Raw genomic sequence first — 19,494 nt, forward strand, 5'->3', positions numbered from 1 at the left:
GCGGCGATCAGGACTTGGAGCGCATGTCGATGACCGCGCGGCGATGCAGGTCGCGGTCAAGCTGGCGCGATGTCTGCTCCACACGTTCATTCAGCAGCTGGTCGGCAATCTCGCTGGGGGTCTGAAGCGCGACGTTGCGTTCCTCGCGCTTGCAGACCATCAGCACCGCGATGCCATCCATCGACACCAGCGGATGGCTGGCCTGTCCAACGGCCAGTTCGTCCAGCACTGCGCGCATCTGCGGGTTCATCCGGTCCACGCGCACCTCGCCCGGGTCGCTGGGATGCTTTTCACCGAATTTCTTGTTCAGGGTCTCAAGCTCGTCGCAGGATTTCACCTTGCCGGAAATGTCGTTGGCCTGCGCCAGCGTCTGCTTCTGCTGATCGGTGGGGTCCTGCGGGTTCAGCGGCTGCGTGAAGGGAAGGAAAGCCTGCCGGATGGACACGATGGTCGCCATTTCATGGCCCACCGTGCGACGGCTGTTGACGGTGGCGATCACATAGCCGCCCGCGACGCGGATGGGGTTGGAAATCGCGCCGTCAGGCATCTTGCGCGCGACCTCGACCACCTCGGGGTCAAGGCTGTCTTCCTGCGTCCAGCCCAGCAGACCGCCCTCAAGCGCGCTCTGGCTCTGGGAAAACTGTGCCGCCACGATGGGGAATGGTGCGCCCTCGCGCAGTTCCTGGATGATGGTCTCGGTGAATTTCAGCTCGGTCTCGGGGTGATGCGGATCCTCGACGGGGACGAAGATCTCGCTGATCATGTACTGTGGCTTGCCGTCCTCGCGCTTCAGCGCGTCGATACGCTGCTGGATTTCCGTGGCGGTGATGCGGCCGCGCGAACCGGTTTCCATGCGCAGCACCTGCGACCAGCCGACCTGAACGCGGATCTGGTCAATCAGGGTGGTCAGCGAAACACCGTCCTGCGCCATCTGGTTGCGCAGGGAATTTTCCGGCATGTTGTTGCGGTGTTCGATGCCCGAGATGGCAGCCGCGATCTGCGCCACCGGCACATTGATGTGCCGTTCCAGCATCGCCTCCATCCGCAGGCGTTCGTCAATCAGCTGGCGCACGATCTGCGGCCGCAGCCGGTTCATGACATCGTCACTGACGTCAAGGCCGGAGGACAGCGCGAACAGGCGCCCGCGCGTATCCACGTCACGTTTCGTCAGGACCGACCCGTTGACGATGGCGACGATGGAATCCTCGCTCTCGGGCTCGGCTTCCGGATTGCCTGCCACCTTGTGGCGCGCGTGATGCGTGCCCGCCGCGTGGGCGTCCGGGCCAATGACCGCGCCCATCGCCGATGTCATCATCAGCCCAGCGCCCATCAGGAACGCCTGCCGGACCGCGCGACGGGAAGGAACACTGCCACGGATAGCGGAAAACCAACGCATTCAGATCAATCTTTCACGCATCATCAGCCATTCATGCCAAACGAACCGATGGTCTTGAACGTCAGGGAGAACATTACGGTCGAATTGCTCTGCTGACCACCAATTGTGGTGTACTGCTTGAGGTACATCACATCAATGCCGAAACAGTCATTCTGGTATCCCGCGTCCCCACCGACGGACACGCTCTGATGACGCGCAAGGCTGCGGCGGATATAGGCCGCAAGGTGCCAGTTGTCCCACGTCGTCGATGCGCCGAATGTCAGTTCGCTGATGGGCTTATAGTAAATCGAAGGCGGGGAGGAGGAATAGGGGTTATTTGCGTAATAATAGTAAGGCGTCACGGGTTCATAGATATAGCCCCCGTTGACGCGGAAATACTTGAACCCCGCGCTTCCCAGCGCATCGGCGAAATCGACCCGCCCGGCATAGGGGTCAAGCCGCATCTTGCCATCGAAATCGAAAAAGCGGTTGGGCACGATGCGCGTGCCCATCACCACGTCGGACAGGTGGTGGCTCAGCCCCGAATAGGGGATGCGGTCATGTTCGACATGTTCCTGGAAACTTTCACCGATCAGCGCATCGATCTGGTGGCCGTTCCATGTCCAGTTCGTATGCAGCCCCACATTGGCGCGCAGCCCCCCGTCAAGGCGGTCCGTGCCGGAATAGCGGTTCAGCGCGAACAGGGTCTGGTCGGTGAATTCATAGGTCAGGCTGTCTTCGTTGGGGATATAGCGCGATGAGCTGTTGCCGGTATTGGGGGCGGCGATGACCTGTGCGATCGGTTCGAGGATTTCCGTGCCCCGGCCATGGTTGAACGTGCGCAGGAAGGGCCAGTTGAGCTTCAGCGCCACCGTCGGCAGGACCTCGCCCGCGACCTGGCTGCGTGTGGTCCGGGCATAGTTTGGCTGTTCGTTAAGCTGCGTCGCGCGGTGGATGGCCGATTCGACATGCAGCGTCAGGTCCCATATCTGCCCCAGCGAATTGCGGAACGGCCGGTCCCAGTTCAGCGTCAGCTGCCCGCGCTGGTCCGATGTCCCGTTTTCACGATAGACATAGAAATCCGTCGTATCGAGGCTGAAGCGCCCGCCCAGCGCATCGGGCTGCCCGAAATAGCTGTAGGTGTAACGCGGCAGGACCCACGGCAGGTCGCGGTTGTGGATGACGCCCTCGTTCAGTCCCTGATAGGCCTGCGCATCGATGCGCGAATACGATCCGGTGCCAAATCCCTCAAGATAGATGTTCGAGTTGAGGGTATCCTGCCCGTATCCCGATATGCGGTAATCGCGCATGTAGTTCGCGGAACTGGCGACATTGATGTGCGCGCCCAGCCGCCATGTCTTGTTCAGCGAAAACTGCCCCGAACCGAAGAAGTATCCCTGAACGCCATGGTTGTCCTTGCTTTCGACATCCTGGCCGAAGGTGTTGGTATAGTTGATGTCGTGATGGGTATCATAGGCGATGCCGGCACGCAGGTTGAGGTGCCCGAAATTGAAGCGGTGGCGGTACTGCGCGCTGAGCTGCGGGCCGGTGCGCGTGGAAAACAGCCCTTCGGCCACCAGGTCCGACTGACCGTCGATCACCCAGTAGTACGGGATGGTCACGTACGTGCCGAGATAGCGGTTATGCGGGGTAAAGCCCGGCGTCAGGAAGCCGCTCTGCCTGCGTACCGACGGATCCGTCATGGAGAAGGCAGGTAGATAGAAGATCGGCACGCCAAAGAAATCGACGAATGCATCACGGAACTCGATGCGCTTATGCTGCAGGTCGTGCGACGCGTCATAGGCGCGGATCTGCCAGAACGGCGCGCGTTCGGGATGACGTTCGCACAGTTCGCACGCGGTATAGACGACGCGTGTCAGGTCATTGACCTTTCCGCCCGTGCGCCGGACGCCGTTTGCCGCCATGCGCGCGTTGTCATCCATCTGCGCGTACATCTTGCTCATGATGCCATCGCGCATGCCGTTGCTAAGTTCGGCATAGCTGGTGAACATCACCGTGCCGTCGGGTTCGACCAGCGCGACATTCCCCGTGGCGGAGGCCACGCCGGTATTGCGGTCATAGACCACCTTGTCGGCGCGCATGATCTGGTCGTTCTGCCAGATCTGGACATTGCCGGTCCAGATCGCCAGGCCGTTCTTGCTGTCATAGGCGACATGGTCGGCCTGGAAGGTCACCGGCTCGCCCGTTGATACGGTCCCAGGCGAGGATGCGCCCTGCGCCTTGCCGGATGCCGGGCTGTCCGATTGGGCCGCCTGCGAACGGACATGCCGGCTGCGGCTCGAGGCGGTTCTGGCTGCAGGCAGGCTCTGTGACGCGTCGGGCGCCGCCTGTGCCGCAGGGGACTGCGTGGTGGGGGACTGCGTGGCCGCGCGCGCGGAATGCAGGCCCGGCGCAAGCCCCCCGATCATCCCCCCCAGCACCGTTCCCCCCAGTATCGTCGCCGACAGCAGCCACCCGCGCGACAGGCGTCGCGGCGGGCCACGATGCGTGCGCTCATTATCGCCGGTGCGCGGAAAGGGGGAGGGACGGGCCATTATCCGTCCTCTAGATGAAGAAGTAGCGAAACTGCAAGACAAAGCCCCGCCCCGGTGGGCGCCCATGCGGCAAGAACGGGGGGAAGCGCGCCGGATTCACCGAACTGCGCCGCGATCTTGGAAATCGCGAACAGGGCGAAACCGGCCCCGACGCCAAGGCTGATCATGCGCACGACGCCCCCACGGCGGGCGGGGCGCATGGAAAATCCGGCCGCCACCAGTGCCATCGTGCCGCACAGGATCGGCAGGGTCAGCAGGCTCTGGAACCGCAGCCGGTGCCGGATGGAGGAAAAACCCGAATGGTTCAGCAGCTTGATGAACCCCGGCAGCGCCCATACCGACAGCGTGTTGGGGGAGGCAAAGCTGTCCTGCACCCCCGCAAGCGTCAGGTCGGCCGGCAGGGTCATATGCCCCATGTCCACCGGGTTTTCATCCGGGCGCAGCAGGCGGGCCTCGTCCAGCACCCATCGCCCGTTGCCCAGATAGCCGCGTCCCGCCTCGATCCGCGCCAGCATGCGGTCGTGACCGTCAAGGCGATAGACGCTGATGTCGGAAATGCGCATCACGTTGCCCTGCAGCTTCACATGCCGGGCATGGATGATGGCGACGCCATGATCGGTCAGGCCGTTGTCCGACTGGCGCAGCCACAGGGTGCCGCCGCTCATGTTCAGGGCCTTGCCCGTATTGTCGCGCAGGTACTGCTGGTCCAGGATTTCCGCGCGGCGGTACATGGCCGATGACAGGGGGCTTACGACCGTGGTGGACAGCGTGCCGATCAGCACGGCGCACCCGACCGGCCCCGTCAGGAACTGCCACGCCGAAATCCCCGCCGCGCGTGCCACCACCAGTTCGGAGGAACGCGCCAGCCGCCAGAAACAGATGATCCCCCCCAGCAGGACGCCAAAGGGCAGGATCTCCAGCATGGCGAAGGGAATGTGCAGCATCGCGATCTCGCTGACGAGGGAGGCCGGCACATTGGGACGGGTGGAGACGCGACGCAGCAGGTCGATGAAATCGAACAGCGTGATCAGCCCCGTCAGGAAGGCGATCACCGCCAGCACGGCATAGGTGAACTGCCGCGCGATATACAGGGAAAGGGTAAGGGCGAAGTTCATTGCGGCGATTGCGCCCGTGGCGCGGCGCGGCGGCCGCCCGGTTCAGGCCAGAACAGGATGGCCAGGCAGACCAGACCCGGTACGATGGCGCATACCCACATCAGCGGGACCAGCGCGAGGTTGCGGCTGGCAAGGTTCTGCACCAGCAGCGTCAGCGACTGCATCGCCACCACCGCGAGCGTCGCGGCCACGGGGCGCGTGATGTTGCCGTGGCGCGAAAAGCCGCCCCCCAGCGCGCTGAGCAGCCCGATCATGGCAAAGGAAAAGGCGCAGAAGGGCGAGGCAAGGCGGCGCCAGCCCTCGATAATCATCTTCTTTTCGTCGCGCGGCGAAAACTGCCGCAGGTTGGGGTGCAGCAGTTCCGACAGCGGCAGTTCGTTTGCATCGGGCTGGCGGGCATGCGGGCCATGGGAACTTGTCAGGTCGATGGTGTTGCGCGCGAAGCTCAGCACGTTCAGCCGCCCGGTCTTGCGGTCGATTTCCTGCCGCGACCCGTTGAACAGGACCACGCGGGGCTGGTCGTTGATGATGACCAGACTGCCTTCCTCCGCCAGGATGGTGGCCTGCGCGTCGGGCTGGCGGTCGTCCTCGACCATGATGCCATGCAGCATGCCACTTTCATCACGGGTGCGGATATAGACGGTCATGTTGTCGGATACCTGCGTGAATACCCCGTCCTGAATCAGGAAGGCCGCCATCTTGTTGCGGATCTGGTATTCATACTGGCGAAAGGCGTGATACGAGGCCGGTACGATCCACAGGTTCAGCATGAAGCATATCAGCGTCGAAATGGCCGCGCACAGCAGGGCCGGACGCGCCATCATGAACGGCGACAGGCCCGCCGCCTGCATGACCGTCAGTTCACGGTCCGACCCCAGCCGCTGATAGACGAACTGCACCACGACGAATGTCGTGATCGGCAGGATGACCGCGACAAAGGACGGGATCAGCAGGCTGGTCAGCTGGATGAACACCCGCAGCGACAGCCCGCGCCCCACCACCAGCGATACGAAGTGCAGCGACTGCGTCAGCCAGATCAGGACAGCCAGCGCCCCCGTCGTCGCGACAAGCGCCAGCAGCAGCTGCCGCAGGACATAGCGGTCCAGAATCGACAGGCGCGTGGAAAAGCGTTGGGTGACGGGGTAGGCGACAGGCATGCCCCTGTCTAGCTCTCATCGCGATGCATAAAAAGGTGTGTTACCGTACTCGTCTGAAACAGTTTGTATTTTGTGGTCATCTCGCCGGGGTGTCCCGCCGGCCACGCTCACGCGGCGCCTGACGCGGGGGCGGATGCGGCGGGTGGGAAGATTTTTCCGGGGTTCATCAGGTTTTGCGGGTCAAGCGCCGCCTTGATCCGCCGCATGGTCGCAAGTTCCGCTCCGCCGCGCCATTCGGCCATCATGTAGGGTTTGAGCTGCCCCACCCCGTGTTCGGCGGAAAAGGACCCGTCCAGGTCCCGCACGATATCGGCCACCGTGTCCATGATGTCGTGCGCGCGTGCCAGAAAGGCATCGCCGGACATGTCGGTGGGCTGCACCAGATTGAAATGGATGTTGCCATCGCCCAGGTGGCCAAACGGCGCGGGACGGATGCCGGGGATCAGTTCCTCGCACGCGCGGGTGGCGCGCGCGATCAGTTCCGGCACGCGCGATACGGGGACGGAGACATCGTTCTTCACGCTCGCGCCCGCGCGTTTCTGCGCCTCCGCATGCTCCTCGCGCAGTTTCCACAGGTTCGTGCGCTGTCCCTCGCTTTCGGCCATGACCGCGTCGGTGACGATGCCATTTTCCATCGCATCGGCCAGCACGCCTTCCATGAACTCGCGCAGGTTGGCATCGGGACGGGGGGTCGCCAGTTCCACCAGCACATAGGCGGGTGCGGGTTGCTCCAGCGGCAGGGCCGCGCCGGGGATCAGTTCGTTCACCAGCGCCATGCCCGTGCCCGACATGTATTCGAACGCCTGGATCAGGGCGGGGTCCAGCGCGCGGAACGCACTGAACAGCGCCAGCGCGCCCTGCGCATCCCCGACGGCGCACAGGGCGACCTCCACCTCCTTCGGCGCGGGCTGGAGCTGGATGATCGCGCGCGTGATGAAGCCCAGCGTCCCTTCGGAACCGACAAACAGCTGGCGCAGGGCGTATCCGGTGTTGTCCTTGCGCAACCGGCGCAGGCCGTGGAACACCTCCCCATCGGGCAGCACCGCCTCCAGCCCCAGCACCAGTTCGCGGGCATTGCCGTACCGCACGGTGTTGTTGCCGCCCGCGTTCGTCGCAAGGACGCCGCCCATCTGCGCCGACCCTTCGGAAGAGATCGACAGCGGCAGCATCATCCCCGCGTCCCGCGCGGCATCCTGCGCCACCTTCAGGGGAACCCCCGCCTCGACCTCCATCGTCATTTCATGGGGGTCGATCCCGCGGATATGGTTCATGCGCGACATGCAGATGACGATTTCGCGGCCGCTGTCATCGGGGGTCGCGCCACCCACCATGCTGGTGTTGCCGCCCTGTGGCACCATCGGCACGCCATACGCCACACACAGCCGCACCGCCGCCGACAGCGCGTCGGTATCAGCCGGGCGCAGCACCGCCAGCGCCCGGCCATGATACAGGTTGCGCCAGTCGGTGCAGAACGGGTCGATATCGTCCGCCGCCGTCAGGACGCCCGCAGGACCCAGCACGTCCGCAAGCTGTTCGAGCAGGCGCGTATGATCGGCGGGGGCGGGGGCTGCGGCGGTCATGAGGGCAGGATTCCTGAAATCTGGTTCTGGCTGAATGGCGGCGCGGGCAGCTGCGCGTGGCTCTGGCGCTGCAGCGCGGGGTAGGAGGCGCTGGCCTGCGCGGGGGAACTGTCGAGCGTGTGGAAAAGCTCCGTCATCGCGATGCCCGCCAGCGTGCCGATGGTCAGCGCCAGCATCAGTGTCGAGCGGCGTCCCGTCCGCGCGCTGGCCACCGGATGCGCCTGTATCTGCGACAGGGCGGCCTGTGTCTCCGCGCGGGCCTGCTGCGTCTGGTACAGTTCGAAACGCAGTGCTTCGTTACTGGCGCGGCTGTCGCGCAGGGCGAGGTCAAGCTTGCGGATGCTGTCGGTCAGTTCGGAAATGCGGGCGTGGGAATCCTGGATTTCACGCGCTGCCGCCGCACTCGTCCGCCCGCCGCGCGGGGCGCGGGGCTTGGGCGGCGGACGCTTGGGGGGATTGGGCGCGATGGCCTGGAACAGGTTCTTCAGCGCGCCGCCGGTCACCTGGTTCTTGCGCGCCCGCGCCCGGATGGCCGCCAGCGCATTTTCGGACTGCCCGGCATGATCCTCCAGCACCAGTGCCAGAATATCCGACAGGATCTTGAGTTCCTTGGGGTCTAGGCTATCGCTCATGTCAGGTATCGCCGGGATCGGGTCATGCACAGCATCGGGTTATCGTGGACGGGGACAGGCGGCGCGGGCCAGGCGGTCGCGGATGGCCGCCCCCAGTCCGTGCGCCGGCACGGGCTGGACCGCGATGGCGCGCAGTCCGCGCCGGTGCCCTTCCATATCAAGAAACCGCAGCCCGGCGAAGAGGCGCGCCGCCGCTTCGTCCAGCTTTTCTGTCGGGCTGAGGTTCCAGACAAGCTGACTGCCCGCAAGTTCGGGGCCGAACGCCAGCAGGGCCTCGTCGGCGGCAACATGCGTCGCCTCCAGCCGGACCGGCAGGGCGGGGGCATAATGGGACGACAGGCGCCCGGGCGCTGCGGGCCGCGCGTCGCAGGTGGCGTGGGGCAGGGCGATATCGGGACAGATTTCGCGCAGGGCCTCGATCGTGATGCCCCCCGGCCGCAGCAGGACGGGACGCGCGCCCGTCAGGTCGACGATCGTGCTTTCGACGCCCACCGCGCATGGCCCGGAATCCAGCACGGCGTCGATGCGTCCCTCCAGCCCTGCAAGGACATGGGCGGCGGTGGACGGGCTGACCCGCCCGGACGGATTGGCCGACGGGGCGGCAACGGGGATGCCGGCACGCGCCAGCAGCGCGCGCGCCACCGCGCCGGAGGGCACGCGCACCGCGACCGATGGCAGTCCCGCCCCCGCCAGGTCGGAAATGGCGCATGTGGACGTGCGGGGCAGCACCATCGTCAGCGGGCCGGGCCAGAACCGCCGCGCCAACTTCTGCGCAAGCTCATCTGCCTGCGCATGTTCGAAGGCGGTCGCGGCGTCGGGAAAATGACTGATGAGCGGGTTGAAGGCGGGACGTTCCTTGGCCGCGAAAATGCCCGCCACGGCCTGTGCGTTGCGCGCGTCGGCCCCCAGCCCGTAAACGGTTTCCGTGCCGAACGCGACAAGGCCGCCCGCGCGCAGGATATCCGCCGCGACGGCAATCCCCGCCTCATCCGCCACCAGCCGCCGTGTCATCGCGCGCCACGGCAGATGAAGGGCGGGTTGCGCCACTGCGCCTTGCCATAGGTCAGCGGCGTGCCATCGAATTCGGTGATGCTGCCGCCTGCTGCTTCCAGCACCGCCTGCGGCGCGGCGGTGTCCCATTCCATCGTCGGGCCCAGCCGGGGGTACAGGTCGGCCTGTCCTTCCGCGACGCGGATGAACTTGGCGGCCGATCCGATGTTACGGATGCTGGCGACCGGCTGTTGCGCCAGCAGGTCCTTCAGGCGCGGATCATCGGCATAATGGCGCGAGGCAAGGACATCCAGACCCGCCGGGGCGGGGCGGCGGACATGGATCGGATGCTGGCCGTGGCTGTCGCGCCGCCATGCGCCGTGGCCCACCCGCCCGGCATAGACCTGATGATATGCCGGCAGCGCGACCGCGCCGAGGACGGCCGCGCCATCGCGCACCAGCCCGATATTGACGGTAAAGTCATCGCGTCCCGCCGCGAATTCCCGCGTACCGTCCAGCGGATCGACCAGCCAGTAGGTCCGGCCCGCCTCCACCGCGATGCCCGCTGCCGCCTCTTCCTCCGCGATGACGGGGATGGAGGGGACCGCCGCGCGCAGCCCGGCAAGGATATGCGTCTCTGCCGCGTGGTCGGCCTCGGTCACGGGGGACTCATCGCTTTTGACATGCGTGACGAACCCGCGCGCGCGGATGTCACGGATCAGTCCGGCGGCCTCCGTCGCAAGGCGGACCGCCAGATCCAGCAGGGCCGCGTCATCATGTACGGGCAAGGATGGTATGTTCATGCTGATGGCATTAGCTTACTCATGCCGCGCCGTCATGCGTTTATGCGACGCGACATGCATTCGTACCCTTCGCGCGGGAAGGGCCACGGGCATGCAATGGCGGCGGGTGGGGAAGTTTTTTCCCGCCGGATCAGGGGGATCCCCGTGCCCGGCGCGTGATTTCGTGTCACGATGTCCCTTATTTTCTCAAGCGGAGCGATGGCTTCATGCTCGATACTGGTTTTTCTGATTCCCGCCTGCCGCAGGGCGGCGTGCTGGCGATTCTGGCCCCTTCCGATGGCGCTCCCTCCGCGCTTTATGCCCAGGCGGACGCGGCCACGGGCGGCGCGCTGACGCGCGCGGCAAAGGCGGCCGATTTCACCTTTGCCGCGAAAAGTTCCTGCGTGGTGCTGGCGCCGGGCGCGGATTTCGGGCGCGTCGTGCTGATCGGCCTTGGCCCGTGCGAGGGGATTGACGCGCGCGCGGCGGAACAGGCCGGTGGTGCCGTGGCCGGTGCGCTGGGCAAGGTGACGGAACGCGCGGTCGTGGCGGCCGATACGCTGTCGCCCGAACTGGCGGCGCATGTGGCGCTGGGGGCCACGCTGGGGGCCTACCGTTTCGATACCTATCGCACGACATGGCGCGAGGGGGAGGCATGGAAGCTTGCGGCGGTGGACATCCTTGTCGCCGATGCCGCCTCCGCCAAAGCTGCGTGGGCCGGCCTGTCCGCCGTGGCGCGTGGCGTGACGCTGTGCCGCGACCTTGTCAACGAACCGGCGAACATGCTGCGCCCCGACGCGTTCGAGGCCCGCATCCTCAGGCTGCGCGACCTTGGCGTGGAGGTCGAGGTGCTGGATCGCGATGCCATGCACGAACTGGGCTTTGGCGCGTTGCTGGGCGTGGGGCAGGGAAGCTCCGTCCCGCCGCGCACCGTCATCATGCGCTGGAACGGCGCCGGGACGGACGAGGCGCCGGTCGCCTTCATCGGCAAGGGGGTGACGTTCGATTCGGGCGGCATTTCGATCAAGCCCGCCGCCGGCATGGAGGAAATGAAGACCGACATGGGCGGGGCCGCCGCCGTGGTGGGCACCATCGCGGCGCTGGCCGGGCGGCGCGCGCGCGTCAATGCCGTGGGTGTCGTGGGCCTGGTGGAAAACATGCTGTCGGGCGATGCGCAGCGTCCGGGTGACGTGGTGCGCACGGCCTCCGGCCAGACGGTGGAGGTGCTCAACACCGATGCGGAGGGACGGCTGGTACTCGCGGACGTGCTGTGGTACGCGCAGGAACGTTTCAGGCCGCGTTTCATGATCGACCTCGCGACGCTGACGGGCGCGATCGTCGTAAGCCTGGGCAATGAACGCGCGGGCCTGTTCTCCAACGACGACACGCTGGCGCAGCAGCTTGCCGCCACGGGCGAAGTGGTGGGTGACCGGCTGTGGCGGATGCCGATGTGCGCGTCCTATCTCGAACTGCTGCGTTCGGATATCGCGGATCTGAAGAATATCGGCGGTCGCGCGGGCGGTTCGATCACGGCGGCGAAATTCCTCGAATGTTTCGTCAACAAGGTGCCGTGGGCGCATCTGGACATCGCCGGGACCGCCTTTGCCAGCAAGGGGACGGCCTGTATCCCCAAGGGGGCGACGGGGTATGGCGTGCGGCTGCTCGACCGGCTGGTGCGCGAACATTACGAAAGCTGAGCAAAGCTGAGTCATGGCTGCTGCCCGGACAGGGCAGGACTTGGGAAGGAACTCCATGGCGGAGATCGGTTTTTATCATCTGACGCGTTCCACGCCTGAGCAGGCGCTGCCTGCCCTGCTCGGGCGGACGCTGGATGCCGGTCATCGCGCCGTGGTGCGCTGCGGCAGCGAAGAACGGGTGAAGTGGTTCGATGACGTGCTGTGGCGCGCGGACGACCCCGTCTGGCTGCCGCACGGCACCCGTGCGACGGGACATGGAAGCTGGCAGCCGATCTGGCTGACCGCGGGGGAGGACGTGCCCAATGACGCGACCTTCCTCTTTCTTCTCGATGGCGTGGCATATGACGGGCAGGCGCGTTTCGAGCGCGTGTTCGACCTGTTCGACGGCCATGACGAACAGGCCGTCGCCGCCGCGAGGCGCCGCTGGGTCGCCTGCCGGGAGGCCGGGCATACCCTGACCTACTGGCAGCAGCAGGCGAAGGGGTGGACGCGCAAGTAAGATACGCAGGTAACAGGCGGGATCGTGGCGGTCATGGTCCGCAGGCGGAACAGCAAAGCAAGGAAAGGCCGCGCAGCATGAAAGACGTTACATTTCCCGATGGCATTACCGTTCCCGCACTGGGGATGGGCACATGGAACCTTGGGGATGACGACGGGCGTCGCAAGGCCGAGATACAGAGCATCCAGCTGGGGCTGGACGCGGGACTGCGGGTCGTCGATACGGCGGAAATGTACGGGTCCGGACGGTCGGAACGCCTGGTGGGGCAGGCGATCGCCGGCCGGCGCGATGATGTGTATCTGGTCAGCAAGGTCCTGCCCTCCAACGCGTCGCGCAAGGGGGTGCATGATGCCTGCGCCGCGTCGCTGAGGCGGCTGGGGACAGATCGGCTGGACCTGTATCTGCTGCACTGGCGCGGTTCGGTCCCGCTGGAGGAAACCGTGGCGGGGTTCGAGGACCTGATGCGCGCGGGGATGATCCGGGCGTGGGGGGTCTCCAACTTCGATGTCGATGACATGCGCGAACTTGCGCGCATTGCCAGTCCGGATCCGTGCTGCGCCAACCAGATCCTCTACAGCCTTGATTATCGCGGCGTCGAACATGACCTGCTGGCCTATGACCGGGAGGCACGGATCGTGACCATGGCCTATTCCCCGCTGGGTCAGGGGGGCGAGCTTCTGCGCGCGCCGGTGCTGCGCAGGGTCGCGGCCCGGCACGAGACGGCGCTTGGCCCCGCCACGCCGGCGCAGGTCGCGCTGGCATGGGTACTTCGCCAGCCAGACCTGCTTGCGATTCCCAAGGCGGGTTCGCCCGCCCATCAGCGCGAAAACATCGCTGCCGCCGCGCTGGAGTTGACGAAAGCCGACCTGGCGGAGATTGATGATGCGATCCCGCCGCCGCGTCGCAAGGTTTCCCTTGCCATGATCTGATCGTACGATCACGCGGCGGGCGGGGATGATCCCCATCGCGGGCAGGAGCAGGTCGGATTACCAGTATTGTCCTTCTCGCCGTTCTGGGCGTCATGCTGCCGTGCGTGGTCGTGCCGCGTGCCTGGCCCGCGCTGCGGACGCCATGCGCGCGTGCCTGCCGTCTGGGCTGGGTGGTCGTGATGGCGGCGACGCTGGCGGGGCTTGTGCCTTCGGCCGGCGCGCATGAGGTTCCCCCCCGCCTTGCGTCTGCCGTGGCGGGGATCTTTCATCCCGATGCCCTGGCGCTGTCGGCGCTGCTGCTGCTTGGGGTGGTCGGGCTGTATGCGCATGAGGGCGGGGCGCCCGCCTGTCTGGCGGCGGCGTTCGCGGTGGGCGGCGGACCGCTGGTGGCTCCTCTGGCCGGGGCCTGCGTCATTGTCATGCTGCATGATCGCGTCATGCGGCCGGGGCATGGGACCGGCGGGCTGCTGGGGATGGCGATGCTGGCCGTGATGGACCCGCTGACGCTGGGGGGGACGCAGCTGGCCTGCGTGCTGCCGGTCGCGGTGCTGATGGGATCATGGCCGCTGCTGCACCTGTCATGGCGGCCGGGCGGGGGGCGGCGGCATCTGTCGGCGCTGCGCATGGTCGATGTCGCGGGTTTCGTGGTGGGATGCCATCTGTGGCTGCGGATGCTGGCCGATTATCCCGATATTCCTGTCCTGTCCGAACGCTGGGGCGATGCGCTGGTGGCGATTGCCGCGGGCCTGTTCCTTGCGGCGGCGGTGCGGGCGCTGGTGGCGCGCGACGTGCGGCGCGTGCTGTGCGGCCTGTTTGGCGGCATGGCGGTCCTGCCGGTCCTGCTGGCGGGGCTGGGGCTGGTGGCGCGCGGCAACGACCTGCCTGAAATGCTGGACGGGGCTGCTGCCTGCCTGTTCCTGGTGATGGCGGCGGGCACGCTGACATGGGGCGCGCTGCTGGCGCTGGCCGATGCGATGGAGGTGGAGGCCGGGCGGCTGGTCCTTATGCATCTGGGGGGAATGGCGGCATTGATGCCGCGCCTTTCGGCCCTGCTGTCGGTTGCGCTGCTGGTTATTGGCGGCGTGCCTCCGCTGATCGGGTTTTCCCTGTCGTGGATGGTCCTGCGGCTGTTCAATGCATTGCCTCATGCGGACAGCCTTGCCCGCGAAATCCCGGTGGCCGCCGTCCTGATCGTCATGGGAACGGGGTGGGGGCTGCGGCTGCTGGCGCTGGGGCGGCTGGTGGGGGTGGTGCTGTGCGGGCGGCCGCGCACGCCGCGTGGCGCGGGGGCGTCCGATCCCGCGGTCGCGGTCCTTGCCCGATGTGCGCTGGGGGTGGCGGCGGCATGCGCGATCTCCGTCATGCCGGGTGCGTGGTTCCGTCTTGCGGGTGCCGCGCTGGGCCATGTGACGCGCCAGGGACAGGACGGCATGCCCGCGCGGATGTCGCTGTTTGCGCTGCCGTCGCCCGATGGCGCGGCCGTCATGCTGCCGGTTCATTCCTTCATGCTGCTGGCGGGGATCGGGTTGGTGGTCTGGATGCTGTGGCGGCTGCGTGGCGTGGCGGCGACCCGCCAGGTGGCGACATGGGAACAGGGGGCTCCGTCTGCGCCGCCATGGATGCCGTTCGGCGATCCGCTGGTGCAGGTGGGGGCGGGTGTCTTCGTGCGTCTTGTGCTGGATATGGTCGGCTGGCCCGAAGGGGTGCAGGCCCCGTGGAGGCGGCTGCTGCGCCTGCGGCGTCTGGCCGCGCGACGCATGATGCTGCCCCCGGAATGGCTTTCCGATGATGCGGCCGCGCGGTCCGCCCCGATGCTGCTGCTGGCGGTGGCGGGCGTGGCGGTCGCCCTTCTGTGCTGGCTGTCATGATGGGCGCGTTGGCGGCGGACATGCAGGCGCTTCTGCTCTCGGGGGTGCATCTGGCGCTGATGGTGCTGATGGCGCCCCTGTGCGCGCGTTTTACCCTGTGGTGTCACCGCGCGATGATGGGGGAGCGGACATCGCTGGCGGCGGCGTCGCGATGGGGCCAGATCGTGCGGATCTGGCGGCAGACCGGCATGCGTGCGGCTGCCGGCGCGCGGATAACCGCGTTCGTGCCGTGGATGACGCTGACGATGGTTGCATCGGCGGCGGCGCTGGTCCCGTCGTTTTCATTGGGAATGATGGATGAAGGGACGTCGGATTTCCTTGTGATCGCAGGGCTGCTGTTCGGGGCGCAGGTGGTGTCATGTTCCGTCGGGCTGGCGTCGGGGCAGGGACGGGAGGGACGGCAGGCCGTCATTGCCATGACGGGGACGGTCCTGCTTGCCCCGGCCCTTGTGGTGGCGGTCGCCGTCGTGGGGATGGCGGTCCCCGGCGGGACGCTGGGCGGGATGGTGCGTTTCATGCGTCTCATGGATGACAGTGCCGGGGTGCGGGGGCCGCTGGCGCTGGCGGGTGGGGCCTTTGTCCTGATCGGGGTGGATCGTGTCGCGGCGGGAATGGATCGTGCCTTTGCGATGATGACCGACAACCTCGCCGGGCCGGATCGTGCCGTCATGCTGTTCACGCGCGATCTGCTGGCGCTGGCGTGGATCACGCTGGCGGGCGATCTGCTGTGGCCGGACGCCATCGTCATCCCCGATGGCGTGGGCAATGGCGGGCTTCTTGCGCACATGCTGCTTGCCATCGCACTGTGGGCCATGCGCACGATGGGCCTGTGTGTCGTGGTGGCGTGCCTGCGGACCTTTGTCATGGCCTCCGGGCAGGTGGCGCGACTGCGTGCGGGCCTGGCGCTGCTGTGCGCGTGCCTTGCCATCGTCCTGCTGTTTGCCGGTCGGGAATTCGGTTGATGCTGGTGCTGCTTCTGGGTGTCGTGGTGTTCGTCTCGCTGTTCGGTTCGGATGCGGGCGGGGTGATGCTGGCATGGCATGGCGTCCTGACGGCTGCCTGCCTGCTGGTGGTCGCGTGGGATGGCGGGGGGCAGTGGCAGACCTGCGCGCCCGCCGCGATGGCGAGTGCGGTTCTGAGCGGGCTTGTCGCGTGGAACCTGCGCACGCGGGTCCGTCCCGAACGTTTTCCCCATGCGCTGATGCTGCGTCTGGGCGGCGGGCTGCTGATGGTGACGCTGGTGGCGATCGCGGTGCCGGCCGATGCGCTGGATGTTCAGGGGCGGCTTGAAGTCGTTGCCGGCCTGTCCGCGATCCTGTGCGGGCTGGTGGCGGCCACGGTGGAACGCGAACGCGCGCGGCAGTGCGCGGCGCTGGCCTGTGCGCTGGATGGCTGGCTGCTGCTGGCCGGGATCGCGGGGCGGGGGCTGGCGGTCGCGGGGGGCTGCGTCCTGCTGGGGGCGCTGCTTTTCATGATCCGCGTGACGCTGCTGCGTGATGCGGCGGATGGCGGGGAATGGTGATGGCGGGCCTTTCGTTATGGCTGGGCATGGCGGTCTGCTGGCCCTACCTGTCGGCGCTGGCGCTTGCGGTGCCGTCGCGCGGGGGGGAACGGACGCGGGCTGCGGTCCTGTCGGTGGCGGAACTGGCATGGGCGATCGGCTGGTGGTGGTCGCGTGGGATGGAGGCGCGCGACGGGATGCTGCTGTGTCCGCCGGTGCTGCTGTGCCTGGTGGTGATGGTGCCGCGCGCCCGACCCTGCGCCTGGGGATGGCATGAACGCATTGACGCGATGGTCGCGCAGTGCGTGGCGGGCAACGCCATGGCCGCGATGGCGGTGGATGATGTCGATGTCACCATCGCGCTGCTGGGGGGGGGCATGCTGGTCCGGGCCGTGCCGCTGTCGCTGCGTCACGGGCGGGGGCGCAGGGGCTGGCGGATCTTTCATGGCGGCATCACGGGGCTGGTCATGGCGCAGGCCGGGGCGCTGGTGCTGTCGCCGCTGGGCAATGGTCCGCTGGACGGGCTGGGCATGGTGCTGCTGGTGGGCGGGCTGCTGGGGGCATGCGGGCTGTTCGGCACATCGCTGCCGGCCGGGCGGGACGATGCAATGGGCATCGCATCGGTGGCGCCGGTCCTGTACCTGCTGTCGGGGGCGGTCGTCTCGCTCGATGCGCATCGAGCCGCGATGACATTGCAGGCCATGATGATTGGCGTGGGCTGCCTGATGGTCTGGTCCGCGGCGCTGTCGCTGCGGCTTGGTCAGGGGCCGGAAGAAGGGCAGGAGGCGCCGCTTTCGCAGGGGCGCGTCATGCTGGCGTGGATCGGGCTGGCGGTCGCGGGCGTGGGGGCGGGCGGCCCGGTGGGCATCAGGGCGTCCGTGCTGGCCCTGATGGCGGTATGCCTGTCCGCGCCGCTGCGCCCGCGATCCCTGCCGTGGCCGGTCCTGTTTCGCCATATCCGCGCCGGATTGCCCCCCGGCATGCCGTTCGTGGCCATGATGATGACGCTGGTGGCCGTGGCGCGGATTTCGGTATGGGGCGTGATCGTGCTGCTGCCTGCCCTGTGGCTTCTGCTGGTGGCGGCGCAGGCGCGCGGTGGCGATGCGCCGGAGCGGAGCGTCCGTCAGATGCGCTCGGCAGACGGTGCGATGGCCCGGGACGTGATGGCGCGCAATGCGACAGGGCTGGCCCTGCTGGTCCTGCTGACGGGGGGCGTGCTGGTCGTGGCCTGGCATGGAGGGGGACAATGACGCCGCATGATGACAGCGCGGGCGACCTTGCGGCGCTGGTCGCGCGATGCCGGGCGGAGCAGGACAGCCCGTGGCGCTTTTCCCTTGGGGAGGAGCAGTGGCGTCGTGACCTGCTGGCCTGCCTGATGGCCGATCCGTCATCGTTCGTGGGCATGTGGTGCGATGGGGAGGCGGTTTTCGCCATGCTGGCCCTGCGTGATGGTCAGGCGGTCGTGTTTTCCACCCCGGTGGAGATGCGGCGTTACTGGGGCCTGTCCTGTGCCTGTCCGGCGGCGGTCCCCCATGAACGGGTGATCCACGACCTGTGGGGGGTGGAGGCACTGGACGCGCGTGACCTGCGTCCGTGGCTGGATCATGGGGTATGGGGGGTGACGTGGCCGCTGGCGGAACATCCGGTCCCGGTGCAGGCGGGCGGCGTGATCGAATTCCCCGAAATCGCGGAAGTCGCGCGCGCGGGCGGCACGATATGCGAATACGGACCGGCCGATGGCGGCTTTCATGCCCCCGCCTACCTGCGCCTTGCGGTGCCGGGGGCGCGCGTCATCGATGCGCAATGGTGGATGGGATATGCCCATCGCGGGATATGCGCGGGGATGCGGGGCTGTTCCCCCGATCAGGCCCTGCGGCTGGCGGGGCGGATTGACGCGGCGGCCACCGTCGCGCACCAGGCGGCGCTGGCCCGCGCCATGGAAAGTGCCACGGCGCAGATGGTGGACGGGCGGACCATCGCCGCGCGTGTCGTGTTCGCGGAAATGGAGCGGGTCGCCAGCACCCTGTTCGATATTGCCGCAGTCGCGAACGCGGCCGACGACCTGCGACTGGCGCGGGCCTGCGAACAGGCGCGCGAACATGTGCAGGAAATCTGCGCCATGGCGTTTGGCAGCCGCATGCTGATGGATATCGTGGCGTTCGGCCACGGCGGGGCCGGCGCGTCCGGTTTTTCCCCGCATGAGGAAACATTCCGCCAGTGGCTGCACGCGACCTGTGCGGAACTGGAGGAACTGTACCGCCGTCCGCGCGGGCTGGGCGGCCTGGCGCGGGGGCTTGGGGTTCTTCCCCGCGACGTGGCGCGGCAACTGGGTGTCAGCGGCGTGGTCGCGCATGCTTCGGCGCGGGAGGGGGACGTGCGGCAGGTCACGCCTGGATACCGTGACGCATGGATCCCCGCGGGCGTGGAACAGGCAGGTGACGTGGACGCCCGTATGCGCATGCGCCTTGTCGCGCTGCGGACCTCCCTGCGGATTTTTGGGGAAATGGAAAGGCAGACCCGTGCGACCCCGATCCGTGCGCCGGTGCCACCGACCGCAGGCGAGGGGATGGGCTGGGCCGAAGGACCGCGCGGGGCGATCCGTTACTGGGTCAGGATGGAGGCGGGACGGGTCCGCGATGTCGGGATATGCGATCCCGCCCTTGCCCACATGCTGGCCTCCGAGGTTGCGATGCGGGGTGCGTATGATACGGACATGGCGGTCATCATGCGTTCGTTCGGCCTGTCGGCTGCGGGCGCGGATCTGTGATGGAAGTTTCCGGGGGCGCCTTTTTTCAGACGGAGGATGTCTTTTGA

At 67.2% G+C, this 19,494-nt stretch carries 16 protein-coding genes; 8 read left to right on the plus strand and 8 right to left on the minus strand.

The features are described 5' to 3' along the window. Nucleotides 1-7: 7 nt before the first annotated feature. The 8 genes from NJLHNGOC_RS00830 to cysQ form a co-directional block, all read right to left on the minus strand. The gene (locus tag NJLHNGOC_RS00830) at nt 8-1,396 is read right to left on the minus strand and encodes a peptidylprolyl isomerase (RefSeq protein ID WP_113594662.1); all 1,389 of its coding nucleotides are present in this window, start codon (nt 1,394-1,396) and stop codon (nt 8-10) included. A 23-nt stretch (nt 1,397-1,419) separates the two neighbouring features. Further along, nucleotides 1,420-3,930, minus strand: coding sequence for an LPS-assembly protein LptD (locus NJLHNGOC_RS00835; protein WP_113594663.1), 2,511 nt, complete (start codon nt 3,928-3,930; stop codon nt 1,420-1,422). Next, complete coding sequence (lptG, locus tag NJLHNGOC_RS00840) at nt 3,930-5,045, minus strand: LPS export ABC transporter permease LptG (protein ID WP_113594664.1); 1,116 nt, start codon at nt 5,043-5,045, stop codon at nt 3,930-3,932. Before lptG ends, NJLHNGOC_RS00835 begins: the two co-directional genes overlap by 1 nt. After that, on the minus strand, nt 5,042-6,202 hold the full coding sequence (lptF, locus tag NJLHNGOC_RS00845) for an LPS export ABC transporter permease LptF (protein ID WP_113594665.1): 1,161 nt from the start codon (nt 6,200-6,202) through the stop codon (nt 5,042-5,044). Before lptF ends, lptG begins: the two co-directional genes overlap by 4 nt. Before the next feature lie 107 nt (nt 6,203-6,309). Next, the gene (locus NJLHNGOC_RS00850) at nt 6,310-7,782 is read right to left on the minus strand and encodes an FAD-binding oxidoreductase (RefSeq protein ID WP_113594666.1); all 1,473 of its coding nucleotides are present in this window, start codon (nt 7,780-7,782) and stop codon (nt 6,310-6,312) included. Continuing rightward, a complete protein-coding gene (locus NJLHNGOC_RS00855) occupies nt 7,779-8,414 on the minus strand; it encodes a hypothetical protein (protein ID WP_239021243.1) in 636 nt (211 codons plus the stop codon). The genes NJLHNGOC_RS00850 and NJLHNGOC_RS00855 overlap by 4 nt, the downstream gene beginning before the upstream one ends. A 39-nt stretch (nt 8,415-8,453) precedes the next feature. Continuing rightward, nucleotides 8,454-9,425, minus strand: a complete 972-nt coding sequence (locus tag NJLHNGOC_RS00860) for an L-threonylcarbamoyladenylate synthase (protein ID WP_113594799.1) — start codon at nt 9,423-9,425, stop codon at nt 8,454-8,456. Then, a complete protein-coding gene (gene cysQ / locus NJLHNGOC_RS00865; protein WP_113594667.1) occupies nt 9,422-10,207 on the minus strand; it encodes a 3'(2'),5'-bisphosphate nucleotidase CysQ in 786 nt (261 codons plus the stop codon). The genes NJLHNGOC_RS00860 and cysQ overlap by 4 nt, the downstream gene beginning before the upstream one ends. Nucleotides 10,208-10,413: 206 nt before the next feature. On the opposite strand from cysQ, the gene NJLHNGOC_RS00870 reads away from it, so the two are divergent. From NJLHNGOC_RS00870 to NJLHNGOC_RS00905, 8 genes are all read left to right on the plus strand, one after another. Beyond that, the gene (locus tag NJLHNGOC_RS00870; RefSeq protein WP_113594800.1) at nt 10,414-11,883 is read left to right on the plus strand and encodes a leucyl aminopeptidase; all 1,470 of its coding nucleotides are present in this window, start codon (nt 10,414-10,416) and stop codon (nt 11,881-11,883) included. A 55-nt stretch (nt 11,884-11,938) separates the two neighbouring features. Continuing rightward, nucleotides 11,939-12,382 (plus strand): DNA polymerase III subunit chi, encoded by a 444-nt coding sequence (locus tag NJLHNGOC_RS00875; protein ID WP_113594668.1) that lies wholly within the window; start codon nt 11,939-11,941, stop codon nt 12,380-12,382. A gap of 77 nt (nt 12,383-12,459) precedes the next feature. Continuing rightward, nucleotides 12,460-13,311, plus strand: a complete 852-nt coding sequence (locus tag NJLHNGOC_RS00880) for an aldo/keto reductase (RefSeq protein ID WP_113594669.1) — start codon at nt 12,460-12,462, stop codon at nt 13,309-13,311. 92 nt (nt 13,312-13,403) lie between these two features. Continuing rightward, nucleotides 13,404-15,179 carry a proton-conducting transporter transmembrane domain-containing protein gene (locus NJLHNGOC_RS00885; RefSeq protein WP_113594670.1) on the plus strand — a complete coding sequence of 592 codons (1,776 nt, stop codon included), beginning with the start codon at nt 13,404-13,406 and terminating at the stop codon, nt 15,177-15,179. Then, nucleotides 15,176-16,141 (plus strand): hypothetical protein, encoded by a 966-nt coding sequence (locus tag NJLHNGOC_RS00890; RefSeq protein WP_133258653.1) that lies wholly within the window; start codon nt 15,176-15,178, stop codon nt 16,139-16,141. Before NJLHNGOC_RS00885 ends, NJLHNGOC_RS00890 begins: the two co-directional genes overlap by 4 nt. Beyond that, a complete protein-coding gene (locus tag NJLHNGOC_RS00895; protein WP_113594672.1) occupies nt 16,141-16,701 on the plus strand; it encodes a hypothetical protein in 561 nt (186 codons plus the stop codon). Before NJLHNGOC_RS00890 ends, NJLHNGOC_RS00895 begins: the two co-directional genes overlap by 1 nt. After that, the gene (locus tag NJLHNGOC_RS15815; protein WP_165837811.1) at nt 16,701-17,930 is read left to right on the plus strand and encodes a hypothetical protein; all 1,230 of its coding nucleotides are present in this window, start codon (nt 16,701-16,703) and stop codon (nt 17,928-17,930) included. The genes NJLHNGOC_RS00895 and NJLHNGOC_RS15815 overlap by 1 nt, the downstream gene beginning before the upstream one ends. Beyond that, nucleotides 17,927-19,447 (plus strand): NADH-quinone oxidoreductase subunit D-related protein, encoded by a 1,521-nt coding sequence (locus NJLHNGOC_RS00905; RefSeq protein WP_165837812.1) that lies wholly within the window; start codon nt 17,927-17,929, stop codon nt 19,445-19,447. Before NJLHNGOC_RS15815 ends, NJLHNGOC_RS00905 begins: the two co-directional genes overlap by 4 nt. Nucleotides 19,448-19,494: the final 47 nt, after the last annotated feature.

The sequence above is a fragment of the Novacetimonas cocois genome (assembly GCF_003311635.1).
GTDB lineage: Bacteria > Pseudomonadota > Alphaproteobacteria > Acetobacterales > Acetobacteraceae > Novacetimonas > Novacetimonas cocois.